Genomic DNA, 26,388 nt, shown 5'->3' on the forward strand with positions numbered 1-26,388 from the left:
CCAAGGCCAATGGCCGCAAAGCGAAAAGCATGTTCCAAAATGCGGCAAACCGATTTGATATCGGTTTAACAACTAAAAAAGCCGCCCCGAATATTCGAGGCGGCTCTTTTTCAGTCGGAAATATCGAAAAATCAGGTGTCTGTACCAAGCGCCAGCGAGGCTGCGCCGTCCATCTTGTAAATGTCGTCGCGGAACTGCACGACACCATCACCCGTCGACCAGGCCGAAATGTACACGAAGTGCAGCGGCACGGGATCAGCAACCTGAATAGGCGTGTTGTTGCCCGTACGGATCGTTTCTTCGATGTTCTGGCGATCCCAGCCAGCGGTGTTTTTCAACAGCCAGACGTCCAGATCGCGAACATTCTGCACGCGCACGCAGCCCGACGAGTCGAAACGCATGAGCTTGTTGAAATAGCTCTTCTGCGGCGTGTCGTGCATGTAGACGGCATACTGGTTGTGGAAGTTGATCTTGGTCGAGGACATGGCGTTGATCTTGCCCGGGTCCTGACGGAACATCAGCTTCACGGCGTCGTCCGTGTTCCAGTCGATGCTTTCCGGCGGAACTTCCTGACCGGCCTGATTGTAGAGCCGGATCTTGTTCTTCGCCAGATATTGCGGGTCCTTCCGCATCAGCGGAATGATGTCCTTCTGGATGATGGACTTCGGCGCCGTCCAGTAAGGATTGAGAATGACTTCATGAATCTTCGAATTAAGGATTGGCGTCTGGCGGTCGATCTTGCCCACAACGGCGGTGTGGCGCTGCATGACGCTGCCATTTTCAACGGCTTCAATCCGCGCAGCCGGGATATTCACCATCACGAAACGCTGTTCCTGCATACCGGCGCTGACCAGCGGCGAAAGACGCTGCAAGTTGGTCTGGAGCTGACCGAGGCGGGTATTCACGTCCACATTCATCGCGGCATAGGTGAACTGGCCCATCACGCCGTCTGCCGGCAGACCATGACGCGACTGGAAGCGCTTCACTGCGGCATCAACATAGGTGTCGAAGGCGTTGGAAAGACCAGCGCCCTGCGGCAGATCGCCAGAGACGATGAGGCGCTTGCGCAGATACTGGACCGACTGGTCATTCACGCCAAGCTGAAGCTTTGCATTGCCCGGAACGGTCGGCCAACCGCCGCGACCGGCAATATCGCTATATTGTGCAATGGCATTTTGAAGATTGCCGACAGTCTGCTGGCTCAGAACTGGCTGGTTGGTCGCAACCTTCTGGCCGCCTGTCGCGCGCGCATCGAACTGGTCATCCCAGTTACCGCGCCGCGGCGACGCGAGCACATCGTTAAAAGCCTGTTGCGCAAAGGACGAGGTCGCAAAAGCCGAGGCTGCCACGGAAAGGCCAGCTGTTGCAGCACCGCGCAGGAAGCGGCGGCGGTCCACTTTGAAAGCTTCGGCATTCTTGTCAGTTTTGGTCATTTGCTTGGTCCCAAAAAGGCGCGCCGCTCATAGGTCAATGTCGGCGGCAGTCGTCCGAGAATATCAGCAACAGTGTTTCAAGGCGATAGCCGACCCGCAACCATATGCGCGCCCGCTTATATCTCCCGACCTGTTGGAAGATGGCACATTCTTGCCCGTACAGTCTTGAGGACTGCTTATGTCGGTTTTTATGGCTTAATCATGTCGCGCGGCCCAGTTTGCAAGCCACGCGCGTCAAGATCGAAGCATAATTGCCCATCCGCCTCAGCAAATGCCGGTCTGTTGTGTCCGTTCTGCAACAAATGCGCCCAAAGGCCGGTCCATTTATCAGAGACGGTAAGCGATGCTATCGTTCCAGAAGCGGTCGAGACGCTGCAAGGACTTGTTCATCGCCATGAATTCTTCAACCTGAATTCCGCCGACCTGTTCGATGGACAGGACGTGACGTTCGTAAAGTGCTGCAACCTGATTGGCGATCTCATTGCCCTTGTCGGTCAGGCTGACGCGCACCGAACGGCGGTCGACACGCGAACGCTGGTGATGAATGAAGCCCATTTCGACGAGCTTCTTGAGGTTGTAGGAAACATTCGAGCCGAGATAGTAACCGCGTGAGCGCAGTTCACCGGCGGTCAGTTCCGAATTACCAATGTTGAAAAGCAGCAGTGCCTGTGTTGCGTTGATATCGAGCTGACCGTTGCGGTCGAACTCATCCTTCACAACATCGAGCAGACGGCGGTGCAGACGCTCCACTAGTTGAAGGGCTTCCAGATACAGGCTGCGGAGTGCGGCTTCCGGAGCATAGAGCGGAGCGTCGATTTTGCGCTGAGCATTCATCATTGTCTTTGCCTCTCTGTCGGAGCCGCATTCGGGAAATCCACGATGCCGCTCTCTTCCTGTTTTATGCAGCGATGTTTCTCGCTGTTCTGAGAGGACTTTAGGCGAGATGCATAAAATTCGACTTAAAAGTCAGACTTAACAGTAGCTTACCAAAGGGAATGCAAATTCAGGCTTAATGTTTACTTACCTGCGCCCGCAATCAGACCGGAATGCTGGCCTTTGCCTGCCGCCGTTTTTCCAGCGCCAGCAGGACGCGGAACACGATATAAACGAGGATGCAGACGGCGTTGAACGTGACCGTCAACGGCCTGCTTTCAAAGTTCCGTTCAAAGACCGAATAGATGCTGATCTCGCCGATTGCGGCCACGAACCAAAGCACCGGCCCCCAGGTTGCCCGCATCCAGAGACCCGTTGCGGCAACCGGCATTAATACCGCCAGCGCGACCACGGCGGTCTGCCACATCCATGGCATCAGATCGAACCGCCAGAGCAATCCCGGATGAATGCCTATGAGCCGCACCCAATAGAAAACGCCGCTTGCAAGCGCAGTCAGCGCCAGCAACCGAATGAACCATGTAAATGTCCATTCCAGGCCGCTCGGTTGCGTGTGCTGGCGCAACTCATCCATATGCATCAGCAATTCCTCATGAGAACGTCAGTTCCTTTTCGCCAAGATTGACGAAATAGGCGTTCACCTGTTCCGGTTTCACGTCCTCGATGGAAGCCGGTTGCCAGGATGGCGCGCCATCCTTGTCGATCAGAAGTGCCCGCACGCCTTCATAAAAGTCGTGCGCTTCCAGCATCCGGCTGGCAATGCGATATTCCATGCGCATGCAATCATCGAGATCGAGCGGACGACCATCGGCGATCTGCCGGAAGGTCACCGCCACGCTGGTCGGCGACCGCGTTGCGATCACGTTCAGAATATCCGTCGCCGGTTTGCTGCCCGAAGCTGCGGCCTTGTCCAGCAGGTTCATGCAATCGGCAAGCGTCGCGCCGGAAAAGCATTCTTTGATCACATTCCGCGCTTCTGCCGGGGTTTCGAAATCGGGATACTGGCTGCGGGTCAATGCAGCGTCGATATCGGCCGTCGCGATGAGATCCTCGCGCACGTCGTTTAGATCGCTGGCTGCAACCGCATGGGTGGCAATTCCGCTCTGGAGGCAATCACCCCAGCGAATACGATTGCCCGTCAAGGCGAGATAATAGCCGAAATTGTCGTGGAGATGCGGCAGGAATGCGCTTCCTCCAACATCGGGAAAGAAACCGATTCCGGTTTCCGGCATGGCGAACATGGTGTTTTCGGTCACGATGCGATGCGAGCCGTGCACCGAAATGCCAGCGCCGCCGCCCATGATGATGCCGTTGATCAGCGAGATATAAGGCTTGGGGAAACGGCCAATGCGGGCATTGAGCCGATATTCATCGCGGAAAAATTCGTAAGCGGGCGTTCCCTCGCGGCCAGACTTGTAGGCAGCCACCACATCGCCGCCAGCGCAGAATGCCCGGCCCTCGCCTTCCAGAATCACGCAGGCGACTTCGGGATCGTTTTCCCAGGCCTGCAATGCCCGATCGAGCGCCAGAATCATCTTGTGCGTCAGCGCGTTGAGCGCTGCGGTCCGGGTCAGCCTTACCAGACCGGCTTTTCCCTTGCGTTCGAAGCTGATTTCGTCGCCACCGCCAAAGTCAATCTGCATATCTTGTCTCCCGTTCCCCCAAATGGGTAGAAAGTGAGACGCCCCGCGTCAATCCCACACAGGCGAGAGTGGGCCAATCTTCTTGGTTTCACCACTTTTCCCGTGATAAACGGTGCGCATCCGAAGTCAGCCCTTTGATCGCATTTGCATCGCGGCTTCCATTCTCGGGAATAATTCAATGAGCGACCGTCAATCCAAATATCTCCCCCCTCATATCGGCAGGCATGTCGATGACGTAACCGGCAGCCGCCGTTTGCGCCGTATGCGCAAGGCCGACTGGTCGCGCAGGCTGGTGCAGGAAACGCAGCTGACGGTGGACGATCTGATTCTGCCATTCTTCCTCACCTATGGAAACGGCGTTTCCGAACCTGTGGAAGCCATGCCGGGTGTGGAGCGCTATTCGGTTGATATGGCGGTGCGCGTGGCAGAGAAAGCCGCTAAGCTTGGCATTCCAGCCATTGCCCCCTTCCCGCGCGAAAAGGCCGAAGTGAAGACGGATGACGGCGCCTTTGTCGCCAGCCCCGACAATCTGATCAATCGTGCAGTGCGGGCAATCAAGAAGGAAGTGCCGGAAATCGGCATCATTACCGATGCCGCGCTCGATCCGTTCACCACACATGGCCATGACGGCATTTTGCGCGATGGCGAAATCGTCAACGACGAATCCGTCGCGATGGTTGTTCGCGGCGCGCTTTCGCAGGCCGAGGCCGGTGCCGACATCGTCGCGCCTTCCGACATGATGGATGGCCGTATCGGCGCGATACGTCAGGCGCTGGACGAGAACGGCTTTCATCATATTCCGATCATGTCCTATGCGACGAAATTCGCCTCGGCTTTCTACGGCCCTTATCGCGAGGCCATCGGCACGCAGGGCCTGCTGAAAGGCGACAAGAAGACCTATTATATCGACCCGGCCAATCCGGAAGAAGCCGTGCGCGAAGCCGAACAGGATGTTGCCGAAGGCGCGGACATGCTGATGGTCAAGCCCGGCCTGCCCTATCTGGACATTATCCACCGCCTGAAGAACGAATTCCGCCTGCCGACCTATGCCTATCAGGTGTCGGGCGAATATGCGATGATCAAGGCCGCCGGTATGAATGGCTGGATCGACGAGGAAAAGGTGATGATGGAAAGCCTGCTGGCCTTCAAGCGCGCCGGTTGTGACGGTGTCCTCACCTATTTCGCGATCGAGGTCGCGGAAAAGCTGAAACAGCAAAGCTAATAATAGCAGGGTGTCAGTGCTTTCTCTGACACCTTCCTTGAAACGGCCTATTTCATTTACCATGTTGATTGCTGTTCCGCCCGGAAGGCGGAGCGACGCCGGACATGGTTTTTACTCCATGAGTTTTATTCCGGTTGTCTTTTTAAACGACTGGAAGGAAAAATGTCCGACCATATCCTGCACGGCGAGATTATGGCTCCGCGTTACGACAGCCGCGCCTTTTTCGAAGGTGTGCGTACGCGCCGTATCATGGCTTTTCTCATCGACTATCTCATCGTCTTTCTGCTGTGCATTCCGGCAGCAATAGTGATCGCGCTTTTCGGCATATTGACGCTCGGTATCGGCTGGATGCTCTATGGCATCATGTTCCCCATCGTCGCGCTGATCTATGTGTCGCGCACCATGGGCGGCCCGCAGCAAGCCACCAAGGGCATGCAGATGATGAACCTCAAGCTTGTTCGGCTTGAAGGCGGCACGGTGGACCCGATGCTCGCCATCGTTCACTCGGTGCTGTTCTGGGGCCTCAATGTCGTGCTGACGCCGCTGATCCTGCTGGCTACGCTGGTTCTCGACCGCAAGCGCACGGTGCACGATCTTCTGCTCGGCACAGCGGTCATCCGCTCGGATCGTTAAGATCGGGGCCTATCAGGCTTAAGTTCAAAAAAATTCAGAGCCGGCTGCGCAAAATGCCACTTGACGTTTTGCGCCGTCGGTTCGATCCTTGTCCAATATCGTGATGGTTTCGGTATTGCCATTTCGTGGATATTGAATGACCCATCAACCGCAACAGTCTCCGCAGTTTTTCTTGACGGCACCCTCGCCCTGTCCGTATCTCGACGGTCAGATGGAGCGCAAAGTGTTTACGCATCTCGTGGGCGACAAGGCCAACGAGATCAACGATCTCCTGACCCAAGGCGGGTTTCGCCGATCCCAGAACATCGCCTACCGCCCGGCCTGCGAGCTTTGTCGCGCCTGCGTTTCCGTGCGCATTCTGGCGGGAGAGTTCGAGATGACGCGCAATATGCGCCGCGTCTGGAGCCAGAACCGCGATCTGGTCGGTCGCGTCCACAAGGCACAGCCCAGCACCGAGCAATATGCGCTGTTTCGCGATTATCTCGACGCGCGCCACCGTTCAGGCGGCATGTCGGACATGACCGTGCTTGATTATGCGATGATGGTTGAAGATACCCATGTCAACACGCAGATCATCGAGTATCGCCGTCGCGGCCCCGACAGTTTTATCGACCCGAAAGGCGATGGCGAGCTGATCGCCGTGGCACTGACCGATGTGATGGCCGACGGCCTTTCCATGGTCTATTCGTTCTTCTCACCGCATATGCATGACCGCTCGCTCGGCACCTATATGATTCTCGATCATATAGAGCGGGCGCGGGCCGCAGGCCTGCCGCATGTCTATCTCGGCTATTGGGTCGAGGGATCGCGCAAGATGCAGTACAAAATCCGCTTCACACCGCAGGAACATCTCGGCCCTCGCGGTTGGCAGCGGTTTGAGGGGTAACGTCGCGTTTTCTGATCTTGTCGAAGGATCGAAGCGCTGAGGGAAAACGCACAACGTATACCCCTATCCCCTCACCCTTCGAGACGGTTCCCTTCGCTTCGCTCAGGGCACCTCCTCAGGATGAAGGGTGGTGCTATACCTGTCAGAACTTACCCGAACGTGGAAACCCCTTCGGAACAACGCGGCCGGCGGAAGCGCGTGCACCGATCCATTCGATGAGTTCTTCCTTGCTGCGCGTAAAGGTGCGTTCCGCCGAATCCTGCCATGACAGCCCTTCGGCAATTGCAAAAGTGCGGATATCAGACACGCCGCCATCCTTGTATTTTTGCAGGCGCACGCCCTTGCCGCGCGTCATTTCCGGGATTTCCGTCAGCGGGAACACGACCATCTTGCGGTTTTCGCCGACGACGGCAATGTGATCGCCGGAAACGCGGGCGCAAATCTTCGCCTCGTCCGGAGCCTTTACATTCATCACCTGCTTGCCCTTGCGGGTGTTGGCGACGGCTTCGTTTTCCGGAACGATGAAACCATTGCCTTCATGCGAAACGAGCAGCAGCTTTGCCGACGGATCGTGCACGAAGGCCGTCAGAATATCCTGATCGTTTTCCATATCGACCAGAATGCGGATCGGCTCGCCATGGCCGCGACCGCCCGGAAGCGTATTCGCACCGATGGTGAAGAACTTGCCGCCTGTCGTGAAGAACAGAAGCTTGTCGGTGGTTTCCGCGTGGAAAGCCAGTTTGAGCTTGTCGCCTTCCTTGAAGGAAAGCGTCGAGAAATCGGCCATATGGCCCTTCATCGCGCGCAGCCAGCCCTTTTCCGATACGACGATTGTGACAGGCTCGCGCTCGATCATGGCATTGTGGATGTCTTCAAGATCGTGGGTCGGGGCTTCCGCGAAATTCGTGCGGCGCTTGCCGAGCTTGGTAGCAGGGCCGAATTTCTCGCGCACCGCCTTGATTTCGGTGCTGATCTTCTTCCACTGGCGCGTGCCGGAAGCGAGCAGTCCTTCCAAATCGGTCTTCTCGACGGTCAGAGCGTCGAACTCTTTGCGGATCTCGAATTCTTCGAGCTTGCGCAACGAACGCAGGCGCATATTGAGGATGGACTCGGCCTGAACATCGGTCAGTTCGAAGGCCCGCATCAATTCCTGCTTCGGCTCGTCTTCCTCGCGGATGATGCGGATAACCTCATCCAGATTGAGATAGGCGATCAGAAAGCCGCCGAGGATTTCCAGACGCCGTTCAATCTCGGCCAGACGATATTGCGAGCGGCGAACCAGAACTTCCTTGCGGTGTTCCAACCATTCGCGCAGCACGCCGCCCAGCGAGAGAACATTCGGCACCTTGCCGTGCGACAGCACATTCATGTTGAGCGAAACGCGATTTTCGAGCTCGGTCAGCTTGAACAGCGATTCCATCAGCAGTTCAGGATCGACCGTGCGGTTCTTCGGCTCCAGAACGATGCGGATATCTTCCGCAGATTCATCGCGAATATCGTCGAGCAGCGGCAGCTTCTTGGCCAGCAGCAATTCGGCAATCTTCTCGATCAGGCGCGACTTCTGTACCTGATAGGGAATTTCGGTGACAACGATCACCCAGGTGCCGCGATTGCCCTCTTCTTTTTCCCAGCGCGCGCGAACGCGAAACGCGCCGCGACCGGTGCGATAGGCTTCGACAATATTGCCGTGTTCTTCAACCAGAACACCGCCCGTCGGGAAATCCGGGCCGCGCACCTTGGCTTTCAAAAGTGCAGACGGATCCGATTTCGCTTCCTGCTCGATTTCCGCATATTGCTCCGGCGAGGTGATGAGTTCTTCCACGCCCGCATCGGGATGATTGATCAGATAAAGCGCCGACGAGCACAGCTCCGCCACATTATGCGGCGGAATATTCGTGGCCATGCCAACCGCGATGCCCGCCGAGCCATTGGCCAGCAGGTTCGGGAATGCGCCCGGCAGAACGATCGGCTCCTCGTCTTCCTCATTATAGGTCGGACGGAAATCGATGGCGTCCTCGGTGATGCCTTCGAGCAGCAGCGTCGCCACTTCGGTCATGCGCGCTTCGGTGTAACGCATGGCGGCGGCATTATCGCCGTCGATATTGCCGAAATTGCCCTGCCCGTCGACCAGCGGATAACGCACCGCGAAATCCTGCGCCAGTCGCACCAGCGCATCGTAAATCGACGCGTCGCCATGCGGATGGAACTTACCCATCACATCGCCCACGATACGCGCGCATTTCGCATAGGCCTGATCGGGATTGAGACGCAGCAGGCGCATGGCATGCATGATGCGGCGATGCACCGGTTTGAGACCGTCGCGCACGTCCGGCAGCGCACGATGCATGATCGTGGACAGCGCATAAGCGAGGTAACGTTCCTCGAGGGCCGATTTAAGATCGACCTTTTCGATGTGTTCTTCGCCGTCGCCCGGCGGAATCAGACTTTTTCCCATGCTTCTCAGTACCAAGTGCGCGATTCGTCAGCAAGCGTTCAGGAGAACTAAACCAGTACATTACAGTGCAGCTGCGCCAAATAGGACACGCAAAGCGCAAGGCTGCGCTTGAAATCCACTGCATAGTTGCACAAATCCAGATTGGAGTGTGCAACAGAGCGTCAGTCGCAAATCCGCCGCCATTTACACACTATAGAGCAACCGGAAACTAGTTTTCTCGTGCTGCAACCACAGGATTAGCAAATCTGGTTGTTAAATTAGAACATTTGCGCCTATGAATGCCGCACCCAAATCAAGAGATGAGCCAGGAGCTTCGAATGCAGGTTTTCGTCAACATCAAGCCAGCGGCGCGCATTTTTGCTGCAAGCACAGCGCTTTCGCTGATTTTCGGCAGCGCCGCCATGGCTGCGGATGCCAATGCCGTCGCCGAGCGCCTCAAGGCCCTCTACGAAAAGCAGGGCGGTGAACTGAGCTTTGCCAATGTAAAGGCCGACGGTTCGAATATCGTCCTCGAAGGCACCAAGGTCAAACTTGCCACGCTGTCTCCGAAAGACGTGGAAGTCGGCGATGTGACGCTTGAAGATGTTCAGGACGCACAGGATGGCGGCTTCACCATCGGACAGGTTGTCGTTCCCGACCTCACGCTCGACAGCACCGACGGCAAGAACGATCAGGCCTCCATCAAGGGCATGTCGATGCAGAACCTGCGGATTCCAGCCGAATCCGCCAAGGGTCCGCTCGACAGCATGGTTCTTTACGACAAGATGAAGATCGATGAACTCGCCTTCGGCAAGCCGGGCACGGATGGCGCCACGGTGAAGGGCATCGATGTCTCGCTCGACACGTCGAACAAGGCGGAAAAGATCGGTTACAGCGCCACTGTCGCCAGCATTGACGCCACCTTCGGCAAGGACGGCCAGAACCCGCTTGAGCCGCTGGGCATGAAGAGCCTTCAGGCCGCCGTCAACATGAAAGGTCAGTGGTCGCCGAAGTCGGGCGATGCCACCCTCGACCAGATGGAAGTTGATGCGCAGGACCTCGGCAAGATCAACATTACCGGCAGCCTTGGCGGTTACGATCTGGCCTTTGTCGAAGCCGTGCAGAAGACGCAGGAAGCAATGACCAAGTCGGACGCCGACAAGGACGCCGCCGGTCTTGCCATTCTCGGCCTCGCAGAACAGCTGAACCTCAAGAACCTGACGATCCGCTTTGACGATGCATCGCTGACCGAAAAGCTGCTGACCTATTATGCCAAGCAGCAGGGTTCGGACGCCAAGGCGCTTGGCGAACAGCTGAAGATGATGGTTCCGCTGATGGCCACCCAGCTGAAGAACCCGGAATTTGCGCAGCAGCTGAAAGCGGCATCGGACAAGTATTTCTCCGATCCGAAGTCTCTGACGCTGAGCGCCTCGCCTGACCAGCCGGTCACCTTCGCATCGATCGTTGCAACCGCCTCGCTCGATCCAACGAAGATCATCCAGCTGTTGAAGGTCGGCATCGACGCCAACAACTAAAATCGAAGAAGCCCGGTGAATGCACCGGGCTTTTTTTCGAGATTTGATCCAAAATAAAAAACCCGGCTCAAAGGCCGGGTTTTTTGTTCTCTGAAAAAGAGCTTAGCTCTTCTGAGCCTGGGGAGCCAAACGGATATGAAGATCGCGCAGCTGGGCTGGCGTCACTTCCGAAGGCGCGTTCATCAGAAGATCGAGCGCCTGCTGGTTCATCGGGAACAGCGAGATTTCACGCAGGTTCTTTGCACCGACCAGCAGCATGATGACGCGGTCGATACCGGCAGCCATGCCTCCATGCGGAGGCGCACCGTACTGGAACGCACGGTAGAGACCGCCGAAGCGCTCTTCCACGTCCTGCTGGCTCAGTCCCACCTTTTCGAAGGCCTTGACCATGACGTCCGGCAGCTGGTTACGGATCGAGCCCGAAGCGATTTCGAAGCCGTTGCAGACGAGGTCGTACTGATAGGCCTTGATGGCGAGCGGGTCCTGATTTTCCAGCGCATCCAGACCGCCCTGCGGCATGGAGAACGGGTTGTGCGCGAAGTCGAGCTTCTTGTTGTCTTCGTCCCATTCGTAGAACGGGAAGTCGATGATCCAGGCCAGTTCGAAACGGTCGCGATCCACGAGGTTCAGTTCTTCGCCTGCACGGGTGCGCGCATCGCCAGCGAACTTGTAGAACTTCGACGGTTGGCCAGCCACGAAGAAGCAGGCGTCGCCATCGTCGAGGCCCATCTGCACACGGATTGCTTCGGTGCGTTCCTCGCCAATGTTCTTGGCAATCGGGCCAGCGCCTTCAAGCTTGTCGCCTTCCTTGCGCCAGAAGATATAGCCAAGACCCGGCTGGCCTTCGCTCTGCGCCCAGGAATTCATGCGGTCGCAGAATGCTCTGGAGCCGCCAGTCTTGGCCGGAATGGCCCAGACTTCGACTTTGGGGTCGTTGGCGATCATGTTCGCGAAGACCTTGAAACCGGAACCCGCGAAATGATCGGTCACAGCCTGCATTTCGATCGGGTTGCGCAGATCCGGCTTGTCGGAACCATAGGTGCGGATCGCGTCGTCATAGGCGATACGGCGGAATTTCTGCGTCACCGGCTTGCCTTCGGCAAATTCTTCGAAAATGCCGCGCATGACCGGTTCCATCGTTTCCCAGATTTCTTCCTGGGTCACGAAGCTCATTTCAAGGTCGAGCTGGTAGAATTCGCCCGGCAAGCGATCAGCGCGCGGGTCTTCGTCGCGGAAGCAAGGCGCAATCTGGAAGTAGCGGTCGAAACCGGCAACCATCAGAAGCTGCTTGTACTGCTGCGGTGCCTGCGGCAGCGCATAGAACTTGCCTTCGTGAATACGACTTGGCACGAGGAAGTCGCGTGCGCCTTCCGGCGACGAGGCCGTCAGGATCGGCGTGGTGAACTCGTTGAAGCCGATTTCGGTCATGCGGCGACGCATCGCGGCAATGATCTTGGTGCGGCTCATAATGTTCTTGTGCAGCGTTTCGCGGCGCAGATCGAGGAAGCGATACTTCAGTCGGATATCTTCCGGATAATCCGGCTCGCCGAAGACAGGCAGCGGCAGTTCCTTGGCTGCGGCCAGAACTTCGATCTCGGTCGCGAAGATTTCAACTTCGCCGGTCGGCAGGTTCGCATTGACCGCATCACCTGCGCGGGCCTTCACTTCACCATCGACGCGGATGACCCACTCGCCGCGAACTGTTTCGGCAACCTTGAAAGCGGGCGAATCGGGATCGGCCACAATCTGGGTAATGCCGTAATGATCGCGAAGATCGATGAAGAGAATGCCGCCATGGTCACGGACGCGGTGAACCCAGCCGGACAGACGAACGTTCGAACCGACGTCCGTCTTACGGAGGGCTGCGCAGGTATGGCTGCGGTAACGGTGCATGATTTCTGCCTTTTGGTAAGATAAGTCAGTGCAGGCAAAGCGCTGCAAATTCTGGCGGAAAAGCGCATTTTGACCGGGTTTTGTCAAGTCTGCACTCTCTACAAGTGGCGCGGTTCTGACCGCATGACGTAACGTATCGACAAAAAACACGATTTGCACTTGTTATGCTATCGCTTTTGCGCATTCTTTCGGGACAATCAATGTCGCTTTGTCTAAAAGAAACTTATGCAACTCATCACGACCACCGAGGCCCTTGAAGAGGCCGTATCCGCCCTATCCAAGTCAGATTTCGTCACTGTCGACACGGAGTTCATCCGCGAAACGACGTTCTGGCCGGAATTGTGCCTTATCCAGATGGCTTCGCCGGATCACACCGCGCTGGTGGATGCGCTTGCGCCCGGTCTCGACCTTGCACCCTTCTTCCGCCTGATGGCCGACGAGAAAATCGTCAAGGTTTTCCATGCTGCGCGGCAGGATATCGAAATCGTGTTTCATCTTGGCGATCTCATCCCGTCTCCTGTCTTCGACAGTCAGGTCGCGGCGATGGTCTGCGGTTTCGGCGATGCGATTTCCTACGACCAGTTGGTCCAGAAAGTCACCGGCAAGCATCTCGACAAGTCGTCCCGCTTTACCGACTGGCGCAGACGTCCGCTTTCGGACAAGCAGCTCGACTATGCGCTGGCCGATGTCACCTATCTGCGCGATATCTATCTCTATCTGAAGGAAGAGCTTCAGAAAGAAGGCCGCAGCGAATGGGTGAACGAGGAAATGGCGGTTCTGACCGCCCGCGAGACCTATGATCTGCATCCGGACGACGCATGGCGGCGGGTCAAGGCGCGCGTGCGCAAGCCGATCGAACTGGCCATCATGCAATCCGTTGCTGCATGGCGCGAGCGGGAAGCGCGCGAACGCAATGTGCCGCGTGGCCGTATCATCAAGGACGATACAATTGCCGAAATCGCGCAGCAGCAGCCGCGTGACGCCGAGGCGCTTGGTCGTCTGCGTTCGATCCCGAAGGGGTGGGAACGCTCGGCGCAGGCTGCCGGTCTGGTCGCCGCAATTCAGTCAGCGCTCGCTATCCCTAAAGAAGACCTGCCGAAGCTGCCGAAGCCGTCGCATTCGCCGGAAGGCAGCGCTGCCGCAGCCGATCTTCTGAAGGTTCTGCTGAAGCTGGTGACAGAAGAACACGGCGTTGCCGCCAAGATCGTCGCCAGCTCGGATGATATCGACAAGATTGCAGCCGAAGGCGATGAAGCGAAAGTGCAGGCCTTGCAAGGCTGGCGTCGCGAAGTGTTCGGTCAAAAGGCACTGGACCTGATCGACGGCAAGATCGGCATCAAGTTCGAGAACCGCCGTATTCGGGCGGTGGAATTAGGGGAGTAAGGGAATAGGTGAAAAGGGCTGTATAAACATACTCCCCTATTCCCTTACTCCCTTATTCCCCTCCCTTGTCGCTGATCGCAAAATACAGGTTCTTGCCCGTCAATTTGGCAAGCTGCTGCAGGCGACCTTCCGGGCGGTCCGAAACAAGATCGGCAAGATCGCCCGGCACGACCAGCGCAATGCCGTTTTCTTCCTCACGCCAATAGAGGCGTGGAATGACACCCGGCATCGATGCCGACAAAAGATAGACGACGCGTAGCAATGCACCGAGCAGCTTGGCCCTTTCGCGCAGGCGCGGTGTGGCAAGCTGCACGATTTCCGGCGCAATCTCGTCTTCGATCAGCCCTTCATGACGATAGTAATTGGCCAGCGCCATATAGGAACGGCCCGGATGGTCAATGCCGCCGAACGAGCCGTGAGCAATGATGTTCAGCGCCTGCGAACCGCGATAATCGGGATGCGCGCGCCAGCTTATATCCGCCACAAGACATGCGGCTTCGCGATAACGCGCCTCATCCTCGGTTTCATCAAAGCCCAGTTGCGGCAATGAAAGCGTCGTCCAGACGGCAAGTTCACGCGCATGGCGTGGCGAACGCGACCGCAGGATCGCCAGTTCTTCCGCAGAAGCCAGCAATGGGTCGAGTTTCTGCTCGTTCTTCGGCAACAGCGAATAGAGATATCCTTCGCGCACGCCCAATGCCGAGAAAACGATCTTAGATGGCTTCATGCGGCGGATGGTTTCCAGCATCACGGTCGCGCCATAAGACAGAAGCTGGCGACGGTTCTTCGATACCGCCTCAATACCGCGCATCGTGTCGATATTGCCCTTGGCGACGCGCTTGAGAAAACTCTGCGCCTCGACCGGGTCCATCTCGTAGCCATGCATGACCAGCAGGGGATAATGCTTCGCGGTCATATGCAACTTGGCAAGGTTACGCCACGTGCCGCCGACCGCATAGAAAACCTGCCCCTGATGCATTTCAAGCAGCGTTGCCTTTGCAAGCTCCGTGCGTGTGATCGTCGCAGCTTCCGTCAGCTTTTCGTCGGACATGTCCTGAAGGCGCAAGCCGCCGAGCGGCAGGGTGATGCCCTCGCCGATATCGTGATCGTTGACGGCCACCAGCTCAAGGCTGCCGCCACCGAGATCACCCGCCACGCCATGGGGCTTGTGGAAGCCGGAAATGATCCCCAGCGCCGAATAATAGGCTTCTTCCTTGCCGGACAGTACTTCAATGTGCCGCCCGAGAATGGCCTCGGCCTGCGCGATGAAATCAGGCCCGTTCTTCGCTTCGCGTGCGGCGGCTGTCGCCAGCGCGTGCACGGAAACGGCGCCAGCCTGTTCGGCCAGCGCACGGAAGCGCCGCAAGGCGCGCAGCGCAATATCGACGGACTTGTCGTTGAGCCGACCTGTCTTGGCCAGTCCCTTGCCGAGACCGCAAAGGAGTTTTTCGTTGAAAAGCACCGTCGGTGAACGGACGATACCTTCGTAAATGACGAGACGGATCGAATTCGAGCCGATGTCAATGACCCCGATGGGCTTGAGACCCTTCAGACGGCCTTGTGCTATAGCTGGGCTCATGCAGTCGTTTTTCTTTCCGCCTGCGCACGCTTGCGATGTGCGATGAGGCGGGGGGCCGAAGACTTCAGCGACTTTCCGCGACCCGAAAGGCTAGGATTGGTCATGAAATATTCCTGCGCGTTGAAAGCTTCCTCTCCTTCTTCTTTTTCTATCCGGCGAGAGGTGCCATCCGCAAGTAGCTGATAGCTCTGTTGGTTATCAATTATGTTGGCAAACATGATTTGTGATAAAATTTGTTGATGAACTGTTGCGTTGGTGATGGGTACTAAAGTCTCCACACGGCGGTCGAGATTGCGCGGCATCATATCGGCGGAACCAATATAGACAATCGCCTTGTCGGACGGCAGATCATGCCCGTTTCCAAAGCAGAAAACGCGGCTATGCTCGAGAAAACGCCCGACAATGGACTTGGCGCGAATATTGTCCGATAAGCCTGGAACACCCGGCCGCAGGCAGCAAATGCCGCGGACCACCAGATCGATATGAACGCCCGCCTGGCTTGCCTTATAGAGCGCATCAATAATCTGTGGATCGACCAGCGAATTCATCTTCATCCAGATCGCCGCCGGTCGCCCAGCCTTCGCATGCGCCACTTCATCCTCAATGTGCTTGATGATACGCGCGCGCAAGGTGAATGGCGAAATGGCGATTTTCATTTCCTCGGCGGGCTGGGCATAGCCGGTGATGAAATTGAAGATATGCGCCACATCGCGGGCAATATCCGCATCCGAGGTGAAGAAGGATAGATCCGTATAAATGCGCGCGGTGATCGGGTGATAATTGCCCGTGCCCAGATGCACATAGGAGCGCAATTTCTGATCTTCGCGCCGCACGACAAGCGACATTTTTGCGTGCGTCTTCAATTCGATAAAGCCGAACACCACCTGCACGCCCGCGCGTTCGAGATCGCGCGCCCAGCGAATATTGGCTTCTTCATCGAAGCGCGCCTTCAGCTCGACCAGCGCCGTCACCGACTTTCCCGCTTCCGCCGCATCGACCAGCGCACGCACAATCGGGCTGTCGTTGGAGGTGCGGTAGAGCGTCTGCTTGATGGCCAGCACATCCGGGTCCGCCGCCGCCTGACGCAGGAACTGCACCACAACGTCGAAGGATTCATAAGGGTGGTGAACCACGATATCCTTTTCGCGAATCGCGGCGAAGCAATCGCCGCCATGTTCGCGGATACGTTCCGGGAAACGCGGATTGTAGGACACGAATTTCAGGTCATCGCGCGGGATCGAAACGATTTCCGAGATCATGTTGAGCGCCAGAAGTCCTTCATGCACGCTGACACGATTTTCGGAGACGCCAAGTTCGGTCGCCACAAAGACGCGCAGGGCTTCCGGCATTTCGCCATCGAATTCGATACGGATCACCTGACCGCGACGGCGGCGCTTCAGCGCCGTTTCGAAGAGACGCACGAGGTCTTCGGCTTCTTCTTCAACTTCGATATCGCTGTCGCGAATAATGCGGAATGTGCCCGCGCCGCGCACCTCATAACCAGGGAACAGCCGCCCGATAAACAGGCTCACCGCATCTTCAATGGTGATGACACGATAGACGTTTTGTTGGTCTGTCGGCAGCTGGATGAAACGCTTCAGAGCCACCGGAATGCGCAGCAGCGCAGTCATCGGGTGATTGTCGGCGCGACGCGCCAGCTGCAAGGCAATTGAGAAGCCCAGATTCGGAATGAACGGGAAAGGATGAGCCGGATCGATGGAGAGCGGCGTCAAAACCGGGAAGATCGTTTCAAGAAAATGGCTTTCCAGCCATTCCTTTTCCGAATCCGACAAGCCCGACGGGCGAACGATGTCGATATTTTCCTGCACCAGTTCATCACGCAAAATGCGGAAACGTCCCTGTTGCTCGGCCTGCAAGCGGCTCACTTCATCCAGAACGAAATCGAGCTGTTCCTGTGGCGTACGACCATCGGCACTGCGCAGCGCCACGCCGGCCCGCACCTGTCCGGCAAGACCGGCAATGCGCACCATGAAAAATTCATCGAGATTGGTGGCCGAAATAGACAGAAAACGCAGGCGCTCCAGTAAGGGCTGGCGCATATTGGCCGCCTCGTCCAGAACGCGACGATTGAACTGGAGCCAGGAAAACTCACGATTAACGAAGCGATCCGCGCTGTTCATCAGCTCCGCGATCTTATCTTCATTCAAAGCTTTGTGAGCATCGGGAGCGTTTTGCATGTCCGAACCGATATCGGAGGTGCGGGCTGGTTCAGCTGTCATCTCATGAGCCCCGTTCTGGGTTTGGCTTGCCAACGCACTGTTTTCGTTCATTTTTCCTAATCCGGCATCTGCCGGAACGAACCGGCGCATCGTAAAGCCTATGGCTGTCGCATGACAGTTTGATAGCAAATCACTTAAATATCCCTAGAATTGATGAAAACGCTTCCGGAAACAAGCGTTTCGCGGTAAACGCAAGCAGAGTTTTGAGCGCGCTGGTCTGAGGCGTGCTATATACCGCGAACGACAGCCCGGAGCGTATTATGTCCGATCACATCATTCCTCATTTCCAGAACGACGCCGGCCATAATGCCATTGAAATCGGCGTAAAGGAATTCATGTGCGTCGGCGCAAACCCGCCTTTCGACCATCCGCATGTCTTCCTCGACATGGGCGATGAAAGCGAAGTGGTCTGCCCGTATTGCTCGACCCTTTATCGCTACAATGCCAAGCTGCATGCCGACGAAACCGTCCCGTCAGGCTGCACCTACGACGCCCCAGCCGACAAAGCGGCCTGATCGGCGTCTGTTAAAGCCCATCTCGTCACAGCATTGGGCAAGAAGACCGATATGGGCAAAGGCCACATATTGATAGCAGGAGCCGGTGTCGCGGCATTGAGCGCGGCGCTGGAACTTGCAGCACGGGGCTGGACCATCCGGCTCATCGAGAAAGCCTCAGCTCTTTCTGAAGTCGGTGCGGGCCTGCAGCTGGCCCCCAACGCCATGCGTCACCTCGAACGCCTCGGTATCGCCGACAGCTTGGCTTCCCACGCCGTAACACCTGAAAAGCTCTACCTCGTTGACGGGCGCAAGGCGCGTCCCCTGCTTGCGATGGAGCTGGGCGACAGGGCTTTTAAGCGCTGGCATCATGCCTATGTGGTCTGCCATCGTGCCGATTTGCAATCGGCCCTGTTGCAAGCTTGCGCGGAAAACCCGGCGATCCAGATCAGTCTCGGCAGCGAAATCCTCGATCATAGCGCTCGCGACAAGGGCATCGTGGCGACCGTCAAAAGCGAAAGCGGAACGGAGACCATCGAGGCCGATTATCTGATCGCCTGCGATGGAGTCTGGTCGGTCGAGCGCGCACTTGCCGGTTATGACAAGGCGCGGTTCAGCGGCCATATTGCGTGGCGCGCAACATTGGCAACCAATGCCCTGCCCGCCTCTTTCCTGAGCGCTCTTCCCGTACGCAAGGCCGTATCGGCCTGGCTCGGCCCGAGGATTCATTTCATCGCCTATCCCGTCAAAGCCGGGACATTCTTCAATTTCGTTGCCATAACGGCAGGTGAAAATGCGGGCGAAAACTGGTCCAGAACAGGCGACCGCGCAAAGCTGCAAGCCGCCTATCGGGATTGGGCCAAGCCGGTTCGCGATGTTCTGGCAACTGCCGAAGATTGGACGTATTGGCCGCTTTTCGAAATGTCGGAACCGCAGTTTCTGGGGCCAAACCGCACCATATTTCTGGGCGATGCGTCCCATGCCGTCACGCCATTTGCCGCGCAAGGTGCGGCGATGGCGATTGAAGATGCTGCCGCACTTGCCGAAGCGCTTGATGCCGCCGATCAATCGGTGGGACTGCGTCGCTTCGAAACCGTCCGCAAGGAACGGATCGCGGCGGTCGCCAAACGCGGCCAGCTTAACCGCTTTGCCTATCACGCCACCGGACCGATGGCGCTTGGCCGCAACATGCTGTTTGCCTTGCGCCGCCCGGATACTTTTCTGAAGGATCTGGACTGGCTCTACGGCTATGATGCGGTTGCGGCCATACGTGGATAGTCGGTTAAAACTCAGGCAGCGTCGCGCGCCGCTTCCAGTGTCGCAACATCGATCTTGACCATCTTCATCATGGCGTCCGCTACGCGCTGACGGACATCGGGCGCACCGTTTTCGAGAATATCGAGCAACATGTCGGGCACGATTTGCCATGCGAAACCGTATTTGTCGGTCAGCCAACTGCATTCCATCGGCGAACCGCCTTCCAGAAGTTTTTCCCAGAAGGCATCCACCTCTGCCTGATCCTTGCAGCGAATGATCAACGAAGCCGCTGGCGTAAACTTGAACGACGGACCGCCGTTGAGGCCGCATATTTTTTGCCCATCGAGCGTGAAGTTCGCGGTGACTGCCTGTTCTTCGTTCTGCTGATGGCCATGCTTGAAGCGGATGAAGCCATCAATTGAAGCCGGTCGCCCGCAGGCGCGAAAAATCGAGACGTAATGATTGGCGGCTTCCTCCGCCTGCCCATCGAACCACAGGCAAATGGTGAGACCAGACATGGTCAATTCCTCCCTGTCTATCCGGTTTGATGTCAGCCCATGACTTTGGCTGCTTCTTCCATATCCATCCACATCAGCTCCCAGATATGGCCGTCCGGGTCCTCGAAGCTGCGCCCATACATGAAACCGTAATCCTGTTTGGCCGCTGGATCGGCACGACCGCCAGCCTTCGCGGCCTTTTCGACCGTATCATCCACCTCGGCCTTGCTGTCGGCGGAAAGGCAGACCAGTACTTCGCTGACTGCGGTGGCATCGGCAATTTTCTTCGGCGTGAACTGGCTGAACTTGTCATGATCAAGGATCATGGCGTGGATCGTATCGGAGAAAACCATGCAGGACGCGGTTTCGTCCGAGAACATCGGGTTCTTCTGCGCGCCAATGGCTTCATAAAAGCTGGTCGAGCGCGCAACGTCTTTCACAGGCAGATTCACGAAAATCATTTTCGGCATGTTATTTCCTCCATTGGCAGGGTGCAGCCCTGTCTCCATTGCGAACATTAATCGCCGCTGGGCCAGACATTTTCTGCCTCTACCGGACATGTCTGGATTAAGTTTGCTTGAACATAATGACAGATAAGTTATATTAAGCAACTATGAAGTTAGTAAAAATAACTAAAAGCGAAAAACAAGCCGCCAAGCGCAGCTATGACGATGCGTGCGCCGCAGCGCATGGCCTTGATTTAATTGGGGAGCGCTGGGCGCTGCTGGTCATGCGAGAGCTGATGCTGGGCCCAAAGCGCTTCAGCGATTTGCGCGCCGATCTGCCGGGCGTCAGCGCCAATGTGCTGACCCAGAGGCTGGAAGGGCTGGAACTGGCGGGCATTCTCCACAAGACCAAATTGCCGCCGCCCGCCTCGGTGCAGGTCTATGAACTCACCGAATGGGGCTATGAAAGCGAGCCTATCCTGCAAGCACTCGGTCGTTGGGCCGCGCGTTCGCCAATGCACGATCCGAACCTGCCGATATCAACGGTGTCGTTCTTGCTATCCCTGCGCACTATGTTGGATAGCGAAAGCGCGCATGGGATGAATGCGACCATCCACCTGCAGCTGGATGGAGAAGATTTCACCGCCCACCTGCATGATGAGGCGCTGGATATCGCCCGTGGTAAGCCAGAACGATGCGATCTTTCGCTGCAAGGCGCACCGCGCATGGTCGCCGCAACGATCTATGGCGGTCAGCCATTATCAGCGCTTGAGGAGGCCGGTCTGCTGATCGTCGAAGGAGATCGCGCCTTGGCAGAAAAGCTTCGCACGCTGTTCCCCTTGCCCGACAAAGCACCCTCCCCGGAATAAATATGCAACTTTTCGGTTGCTTATTTTTCCTGAACCTGTAAATTAGCAACCATTGAGTTGCCAATTACGGAGGATTTACACCATGACCCTTGCAAGTACGACAGATCGTATTGAGAAAACCGTTGATATTCGCGCAGGCATTGACCGCGTTTGGCGCGCCCTGACCGACCATGACGAGTTTGGAAGCTGGTTTCGCGTCAAGATCGATGGCCCGTTCGTCGTCGGCACCGCTTCGACCGGCCACATCACCTATCCGGGCTTTGAGCATGTGCGCTGGGAATCCTTCGTCAAGGATATGGAGGCGCCGAACTATTTTGCCTTCACCTGGCATCCTTATGCGATCGAGCCCGATGTCGATTACTCCAAGGAGCCGCCGACGTTGGTGGAATTCAAGCTTGAACCAATCGAGAGCGGCACCCGCCTGACGGTTGTTGAAAGCGGTTTCGATGCCCTGCCCGCCGAGCGCCAGCCATTGGCACTGCGCATGAACGATGGCGGCTGGCAGGAGCAGGTCGGCAACATCAAGGCCCATGTCGAAAAATGAATGAAAGCCCGGCCAGTCACGCCATGGAAATATCCGCTATTTTCGGGGCGCTTGCCGACCCGACCCGACTTGCGCTCATCGAAACATTGAGTGACGGTGAGAGCCGCTCCATCGTGGTGCTGTCGCAGAATGGCAGCATCACACGGCAAGCCGTGACCAAGCACCTGTCCGTTCTCGAACAGGTCGGGCTTGTGCAACGGGAAAAGATCGGGCGGGAAAGTCATTTCCGCCTGCATCCGGCTCCACTTGTCGATGCCCGCGCCTATCTGGCGGCCGTTTCGACGCAGTGGGACGATGCCTTGCAGCGCCTTCGCCATTTCGTGGAGGATTGAATCACGACTGGTTGAAAAGTAGCGATGAAGTGCCTTTAACGAAGCCGATTTTTTCATAGAACGGCACCAGCCGGTCCGGGCAATAAAGTTCGAAACTCTTCACGCGTTGCAGCTTTTCGTGGCCCAACACGCGGTTGACGATGGCTTGTCCGAGCCCTCGTCCCCGGTGATGATCGGAAACGATCACATCGAAAATCATCGCCTTGAAGGTGAAGTCGCTCAACACCCGCGCAAAGCCAGCAATCTTGTCTGCATCGTCGAAGCAGAACACAAGCACATCGCAATGGCTGAGCATGTGGACGACATCTTCGAAGCTTCGCTCGCGTGTCCACCATTCCTTGCTGTAAAACGCATGAAATTCGCCATATTGCTCAGGCGTGAGCTTCTCTTCCCACCGGAAATCCGTCACGAAATACCTCCCCGCTTCAATGGGCTATCAGTCGCAAAGGCTGTGCAAAATGACAATCCACTTTGAACAAACCTGCCCCGTCTTTCGGATTTTCGACATTGAGAAAGCCAAGGAGTTCTATATCGGTTTTCTTGGCTTCACCCTCGACTGGGAGCACCGATTTGCAGAGAATATGCCGCTTTACATGCAGGTGTCACGCGAAGGCCTGATCCTGCATCTGAGTGAGCATCACGGCGATGGCAGCCCCGGCGCCAATATTTTTGTGCGCATGCAGGGCGTCGACGCCTTGCATAAGGAAATCACTGCGCGCGGCTATCGCTTCATGCGTCCGGAGATTGAGACCGAGTCCTGGGGCCGCGTGATGGGCGTGATCGACCCATTTGGCAACCGCATCCAGTTCTGCGAAGGGCCGCACGCCGAATAAACGGCAGCCTGTCCGCAATATGCTTTCCAACTAAAACACCCGCCAGCGACACTGGCGGGTGTTTTTCAATGCAAGGCAATCGGCCTGATCAGTGCAGGATCTGGCTGAGGAACAGTTTGGTGCGTTCGTGCTGCGGATTGTCGAAGAACTCGTTCGGCGAGTTCTGTTCGACAATCTGGCCCTGATCCATGAAGATCACGCGATTGGCGACCTGACGGGCAAAGCCCATTTCGTGCGTCACGCAGATCATGGTCATGCCTTCGGCGGCAAGGCTCACCATCGTATCAAGCACTTCCTTGACCATTTCCGGATCGAGCGCCGAAGTCGGTTCGTCAAACAGCATGACTTTCGGATTCATGCACAGCGCACGGGCAATTGCCACGCGCTGCTGCTGGCCGCCGGAGAGCTGGCCCGGATATTTATTAGCCTGCTCCGGAATTTTCACGCGGGCCAGATAATGCATGGCGATTTCTTCCGCCTTTTTCTTCGGCATCTTGCGCACCCAGATCGGGGCCAGCGTGCAGTTTTCCAGAATGGTCAGATGCGGAAAAAGGTTGAAGTGCTGGAACACCATGCCGACTTCGCGGCGCACTTCATCGATCTTCTTCAGATCGTTGGTGAGTTCGATACCGTCAACGACGATCTTGCCCTTCTGATGCTCCTCCAGACGGTTGATGCAGCGGATCATCGTCGATTTGCCGGAACCAGACGGACCAGCCACGACGATACGCTCACCGCGCATGACCTTCAGGTTGATGTCGCGCAGAACGTGAAACTCACCATACCACTTATGCATATTGGTGATTTCGATGGCGACATCGGTTTTGGAAACCTGCATCTTGGAGCGGTCGACATCGACACCGAGCTCGGATTGCGGGAGGGCGCTTTGTGCACTCATTCCATTATTCCCTTTTGTTCTTTTTATCGTTTGTGACCCGTGTCGAGCCGTCGTTCCATGAATATAGAGTATCGCGACATAGCGAAACAGAAAATCCAGAAAACGAAGCCCGCAAAAATAAGGCCGGTAGCAGGCGTCTGTGGAGAAGCCCAATTGGCATCGGAGAAATTCTGGCGAACAATGCCCAGAAGATCGAACATGCCGATGATGTAGACGAGGCTCGTATCCTTGAAGAGACCGATGAAGGTGTTCACGATGCCGGGAATCACCAGTTTCAGCGCCTGCGGCAGGATGATGAGACCCGTCTTCTGCCAGTAGCTGAGGCCGAGCGCATCCGCGCCTTCATATTGCCCGCGCGAAATGGCCTGTAGTCCGCCGCGCACCACTTCCGCCATATAGGCCGAGGCAAACAACGCCACGCCGATCAACGCACGCAGCAGTTTGTCGAAGGTGACACCTGGCGGCAGGAACAGTGGCAGCATGACGCTCGCCATGAACAACACTGTGACCAGCGGAACACCGCGCACCATCTCGATGAAAATGATGCTGAATGTCTTGATGACAGGCAGATGCGACCGGCGACCGAGCGCCAGCAAAATGCCGAGCGGCAGTGAGACGGCAATGCCCACGAAGGACAGAACCAGCGTTACCAGAAGGCCGCCCCAAAGCGGCGTTTCCACGAAGGACAGGCCGAACCAGCCGCCAACCAGCAGGAAGAAAGCGACGAACGGAAACACGAAGAAGAACAGAATGGCGTTGAGCGCCTTCTGCGGCACCTTCGGGATCAGAAGCGGCACCAAAAGAACGACGAAGATCAGCGCCGTGAGATTGACCCGCCACCGCTCATCGATCGGATAGCGCCCATAAATGAACTGCTCATACTTGGCCTGAACGAAAGCCCAGCACGCCCCGGACCAGCCATCCGGCTGTGCGCCGCCCTGCGCAACGGTCAGACAGGCGGTGCGGTCGGTTCCGCTCCACACCGCATTGATGAAGAGCCACTGAATCGCCGAAGGCAGAAACCAGAACAACAGAAACAGAGCGAAGATCGTCAGGGCCGCATCGGTTGGAGAAGCGAAGAGATTGACGCGCAGCCAGTGCGAAAAGCCCTGTACGGAACGCGGCGGCTTTTCGCTATCGACCATTTGCGTGCGGATATATTGGAGATCGGCATTGTCCATGGTCATCTCTCCACCAGCGCCATTTTGGCATTGAACCAGTTCATGAGGGCGGATGTAACCAGACTGATGCCCAGATAGATCACCATCCAGATCGCCACGACTTCAACCGACTGGCCCGTCTGATTGAGGATCGTGCCGCCGACGGCGACCAGATCCGGATAGCCGATGGCGATTGCCAGCGAGGAATTCTTGATAAGGTTCAGATACTGGCTCGACAGTGGCGGAATGATGATGCGCAGCGCCTGCGGCACGATGATCAGCCGCATGGTCGGGCCGGGCCGCATGCCAACAGCATAAGCGGCTTCCGTCTGCCCCTTGTTGACGCCAAGAATGCCTGCGCGCACCGTTTCGGCAATGAACGACGCCGTATAGAAAGACAGAGCCAGAAACAGCGCCAGAAATTCCGGTTTGACCTGCGCACCACCCGTCAGATTGAACGTCCCGAGTTTCGGGACATCGAAGGATACCGGAAAACCGGTCGCGATGAAGGCAAGTAGCGGCAGACCAATGATCAAAGCGATCGCGACACGGATTGTATGGAAGGGCTGCCCCGTCGCCATCTGCCGGCGCTTGGCCCAGCGCGCCACCACGAAAGAGCCGACAATGCCCAATGCGAGCGCCGCCAGTATCAGCCACGCCCCCTCACCCCAGACCGGCGCGGGCATGAAGAAACCGCGTGTATTGATATAGGTGTGCAGCGGTCCGCTGATGCTCTCGCGCACATTCGGCAAGGTGGCCAAAATGCCGAAATACCAGAAGAAAATGACCAGCAGCGGTGGGATGTTGCGAAACACCTCGACATAGACCGTGCAGATCTTGCGGATCAGCCAGTTGCGCGACAGACGACCGATACCGACAAGAAAGCCGATGATCGAGGCCGTGATAACGCCCAAGCCCGCCACATAGAGTGTGTTGACCAGACCGACCAGAATGGCCCGGCCATAGGTGGAATCGCTGTTATAGGAAATCAGTGTCTGGCTGACATCGAAACCCGCGCGACCGTTCAGAAAGCCGAAGCCGGAGGCGATATTCGCGCGCTGAAGATTGGTGATCGTGTTTCCGACGATCCAGTAGATCGAGCCTACGACCGCGACGAACACAATCACCTGATAGAAGATGCCGCGAACGCGCGGATCGTAGAGAAGTGAGGTTCCACCGCCATCATGGCGTTCGGTTGCAGAATAGGAAGCCATATGTTTCCCGTATCTTGGGGCTCTGGCGCAAATTTTTCGGAACGGAAACGGCGCTCCCAAACGGAAGCGTAA

General features: G+C 56.8%; 25 protein-coding genes. 11 read left to right on the plus strand and 14 right to left on the minus strand.

The genetic code is table 11. The features are described from left to right. Positions 1-131: 131 nt before the first annotated feature. The 4 genes from FIC94_RS10160 to FIC94_RS10175 all read right to left on the minus strand — a co-directional run bounded on the left by FIC94_RS10160 (position 132) and on the right by FIC94_RS10175 (position 3,967). Positions 132-1,433 carry a L,D-transpeptidase family protein gene (locus FIC94_RS10160; RefSeq protein WP_140024796.1) on the minus strand — a complete coding sequence of 434 codons (1,302 nt, stop codon included), beginning with the start codon at positions 1,431-1,433 and terminating at the stop codon, positions 132-134. Between the two features lie 327 nt (positions 1,434-1,760). After that, a complete protein-coding gene (gene ldtR / locus FIC94_RS10165; RefSeq protein WP_078340499.1) occupies positions 1,761-2,270 on the minus strand; it encodes a transcriptional regulator LdtR in 510 nt (169 codons plus the stop codon). A 199-nt stretch (positions 2,271-2,469) separates the two neighbouring features. Continuing rightward, positions 2,470-2,904 (minus strand): DUF6163 family protein, encoded by a 435-nt coding sequence (locus tag FIC94_RS10170; RefSeq protein WP_109368726.1) that lies wholly within the window; start codon positions 2,902-2,904, stop codon positions 2,470-2,472. Between the two features lie 10 nt (positions 2,905-2,914). Continuing rightward, positions 2,915-3,967: an enoyl-CoA hydratase/isomerase family protein gene (locus FIC94_RS10175; RefSeq protein WP_140024797.1), complete on the minus strand. Its 1,053-nt coding sequence runs from the start codon at positions 3,965-3,967 to the stop codon at positions 2,915-2,917. Positions 3,968-4,145: 178 nt separating this feature from the next. On the opposite strand from FIC94_RS10175, the gene hemB reads away from it, so the two are divergent. From hemB to FIC94_RS10190, 3 genes are all read left to right on the plus strand, one after another. Beyond that, positions 4,146-5,189 carry a porphobilinogen synthase gene (hemB, locus tag FIC94_RS10180; RefSeq protein WP_140024798.1) on the plus strand — a complete coding sequence of 348 codons (1,044 nt, stop codon included), beginning with the start codon at positions 4,146-4,148 and terminating at the stop codon, positions 5,187-5,189. 162 nt (positions 5,190-5,351) lie between these two features. Further along, the gene (locus FIC94_RS10185; protein WP_140024799.1) at positions 5,352-5,822 is read left to right on the plus strand and encodes an RDD family protein; all 471 of its coding nucleotides are present in this window, start codon (positions 5,352-5,354) and stop codon (positions 5,820-5,822) included. 136 nt (positions 5,823-5,958) lie between these two features. Then, positions 5,959-6,708, plus strand: coding sequence for an arginyltransferase (locus tag FIC94_RS10190; protein WP_109368722.1), 750 nt, complete (start codon positions 5,959-5,961; stop codon positions 6,706-6,708). A gap of 142 nt (positions 6,709-6,850) precedes the next feature. Here FIC94_RS10190 and parC read toward each other — a convergent pair whose 3' ends face one another. Beyond that, the gene (parC, locus tag FIC94_RS10195) at positions 6,851-9,163 is read right to left on the minus strand and encodes a DNA topoisomerase IV subunit A (protein ID WP_140024800.1); all 2,313 of its coding nucleotides are present in this window, start codon (positions 9,161-9,163) and stop codon (positions 6,851-6,853) included. Between the two features lie 317 nt (positions 9,164-9,480). On the opposite strand from parC, the gene FIC94_RS10200 reads away from it, so the two are divergent. Beyond that, positions 9,481-10,677: an aq_1923 C-terminal domain gene (locus tag FIC94_RS10200; protein WP_140024801.1), complete on the plus strand. Its 1,197-nt coding sequence runs from the start codon at positions 9,481-9,483 to the stop codon at positions 10,675-10,677. A gap of 102 nt (positions 10,678-10,779) precedes the next feature. On the opposite strand, the gene aspS is transcribed toward FIC94_RS10200, so the two are convergent. Further along, positions 10,780-12,570, minus strand: a complete 1,791-nt coding sequence (gene aspS / locus FIC94_RS10205; RefSeq protein ID WP_121535712.1) for an aspartate--tRNA ligase — start codon at positions 12,568-12,570, stop codon at positions 10,780-10,782. Between the two features lie 225 nt (positions 12,571-12,795). Here aspS and rnd point away from each other — a divergent pair, with 225 nt between their 5' ends. After that, the gene (gene rnd / locus FIC94_RS10210) at positions 12,796-13,953 is read left to right on the plus strand and encodes a ribonuclease D (protein ID WP_109368718.1); all 1,158 of its coding nucleotides are present in this window, start codon (positions 12,796-12,798) and stop codon (positions 13,951-13,953) included. Between the two features lie 52 nt (positions 13,954-14,005). On the opposite strand, the gene ppx is transcribed toward rnd, so the two are convergent. Together ppx and FIC94_RS10220 are read right to left on the minus strand one after the other, a co-directional pair. Next, positions 14,006-15,532, minus strand: a complete 1,527-nt coding sequence (gene ppx, locus FIC94_RS10215) for an exopolyphosphatase (RefSeq protein ID WP_140024802.1) — start codon at positions 15,530-15,532, stop codon at positions 14,006-14,008. Continuing rightward, positions 15,529-17,772 carry an RNA degradosome polyphosphate kinase gene (locus tag FIC94_RS10220; protein WP_371830902.1) on the minus strand — a complete coding sequence of 748 codons (2,244 nt, stop codon included), beginning with the start codon at positions 17,770-17,772 and terminating at the stop codon, positions 15,529-15,531. Before FIC94_RS10220 ends, ppx begins: the two co-directional genes overlap by 4 nt. 260 nt (positions 17,773-18,032) lie before the next feature. Here FIC94_RS10220 and FIC94_RS10225 point away from each other — a divergent pair, with 260 nt between their 5' ends. Together FIC94_RS10225 and FIC94_RS10230 are read left to right on the plus strand one after the other, a co-directional pair. After that, positions 18,033-18,287 carry a zinc-finger domain-containing protein gene (locus FIC94_RS10225; protein WP_109368715.1) on the plus strand — a complete coding sequence of 85 codons (255 nt, stop codon included), beginning with the start codon at positions 18,033-18,035 and terminating at the stop codon, positions 18,285-18,287. 51 nt (positions 18,288-18,338) lie between these two features. Beyond that, complete coding sequence (locus tag FIC94_RS10230) at positions 18,339-19,544, plus strand: FAD-binding protein (RefSeq protein ID WP_140024803.1); 1,206 nt, start codon at positions 18,339-18,341, stop codon at positions 19,542-19,544. Between the two features lie 11 nt (positions 19,545-19,555). On the opposite strand, the gene FIC94_RS10235 is transcribed toward FIC94_RS10230, so the two are convergent. After that, positions 19,556-20,041, minus strand: a complete 486-nt coding sequence (locus tag FIC94_RS10235) for a VOC family protein (RefSeq protein ID WP_140024804.1) — start codon at positions 20,039-20,041, stop codon at positions 19,556-19,558. Positions 20,042-20,073: 32 nt separating this feature from the next. Beyond that, positions 20,074-20,490, minus strand: coding sequence for a VOC family protein (locus tag FIC94_RS10240; protein ID WP_109368712.1), 417 nt, complete (start codon positions 20,488-20,490; stop codon positions 20,074-20,076). A 143-nt stretch (positions 20,491-20,633) separates the two neighbouring features. Between FIC94_RS10240 and FIC94_RS10245 the strand changes: the two genes are divergently transcribed. From FIC94_RS10245 to FIC94_RS10255, 3 genes are all read left to right on the plus strand, one after another. Next, the gene (locus FIC94_RS10245) at positions 20,634-21,335 is read left to right on the plus strand and encodes a winged helix-turn-helix transcriptional regulator (RefSeq protein WP_140024805.1); all 702 of its coding nucleotides are present in this window, start codon (positions 20,634-20,636) and stop codon (positions 21,333-21,335) included. An 82-nt stretch (positions 21,336-21,417) separates the two neighbouring features. Continuing rightward, positions 21,418-21,879, plus strand: coding sequence for an SRPBCC family protein (locus FIC94_RS10250; RefSeq protein WP_109368710.1), 462 nt, complete (start codon positions 21,418-21,420; stop codon positions 21,877-21,879). Beyond that, complete coding sequence (locus FIC94_RS10255) at positions 21,876-22,211, plus strand: ArsR/SmtB family transcription factor (protein ID WP_235891988.1); 336 nt, start codon at positions 21,876-21,878, stop codon at positions 22,209-22,211. Before FIC94_RS10250 ends, FIC94_RS10255 begins: the two co-directional genes overlap by 4 nt. A gap of 1 nt (position 22,212) precedes the next feature. On the opposite strand, the gene FIC94_RS10260 is transcribed toward FIC94_RS10255, so the two are convergent. Next, positions 22,213-22,620, minus strand: coding sequence for a GNAT family N-acetyltransferase (locus tag FIC94_RS10260; RefSeq protein ID WP_140024806.1), 408 nt, complete (start codon positions 22,618-22,620; stop codon positions 22,213-22,215). 49 nt (positions 22,621-22,669) lie between these two features. Between FIC94_RS10260 and FIC94_RS10265 the strand changes: the two genes are divergently transcribed. Continuing rightward, complete coding sequence (locus tag FIC94_RS10265; protein WP_140024807.1) at positions 22,670-23,044, plus strand: glyoxalase superfamily protein; 375 nt, start codon at positions 22,670-22,672, stop codon at positions 23,042-23,044. A gap of 88 nt (positions 23,045-23,132) precedes the next feature. On the opposite strand, the gene FIC94_RS10270 is transcribed toward FIC94_RS10265, so the two are convergent. From FIC94_RS10270 to FIC94_RS10280, 3 genes are read right to left on the minus strand one after another with little or no spacing between them, the layout of a single operon-like run. Further along, positions 23,133-23,942 (minus strand): amino acid ABC transporter ATP-binding protein, encoded by an 810-nt coding sequence (locus tag FIC94_RS10270; RefSeq protein ID WP_121535689.1) that lies wholly within the window; start codon positions 23,940-23,942, stop codon positions 23,133-23,135. A 23-nt stretch (positions 23,943-23,965) separates the two neighbouring features. Continuing rightward, positions 23,966-25,123 carry an amino acid ABC transporter permease gene (locus FIC94_RS10275; protein WP_140024915.1) on the minus strand — a complete coding sequence of 386 codons (1,158 nt, stop codon included), beginning with the start codon at positions 25,121-25,123 and terminating at the stop codon, positions 23,966-23,968. Between the two features lie 2 nt (positions 25,124-25,125). Further along, complete coding sequence (locus tag FIC94_RS10280) at positions 25,126-26,316, minus strand: amino acid ABC transporter permease (protein WP_140024808.1); 1,191 nt, start codon at positions 26,314-26,316, stop codon at positions 25,126-25,128. Between the last annotated feature and the right edge of the window lie 72 nt (positions 26,317-26,388).

Origin of the sequence: Ochrobactrum teleogrylli, from assembly GCF_006376685.1 — a bacterium.
GTDB classification, from domain to species: Bacteria; Pseudomonadota; Alphaproteobacteria; order Rhizobiales; family Rhizobiaceae; genus Brucella; species Brucella teleogrylli.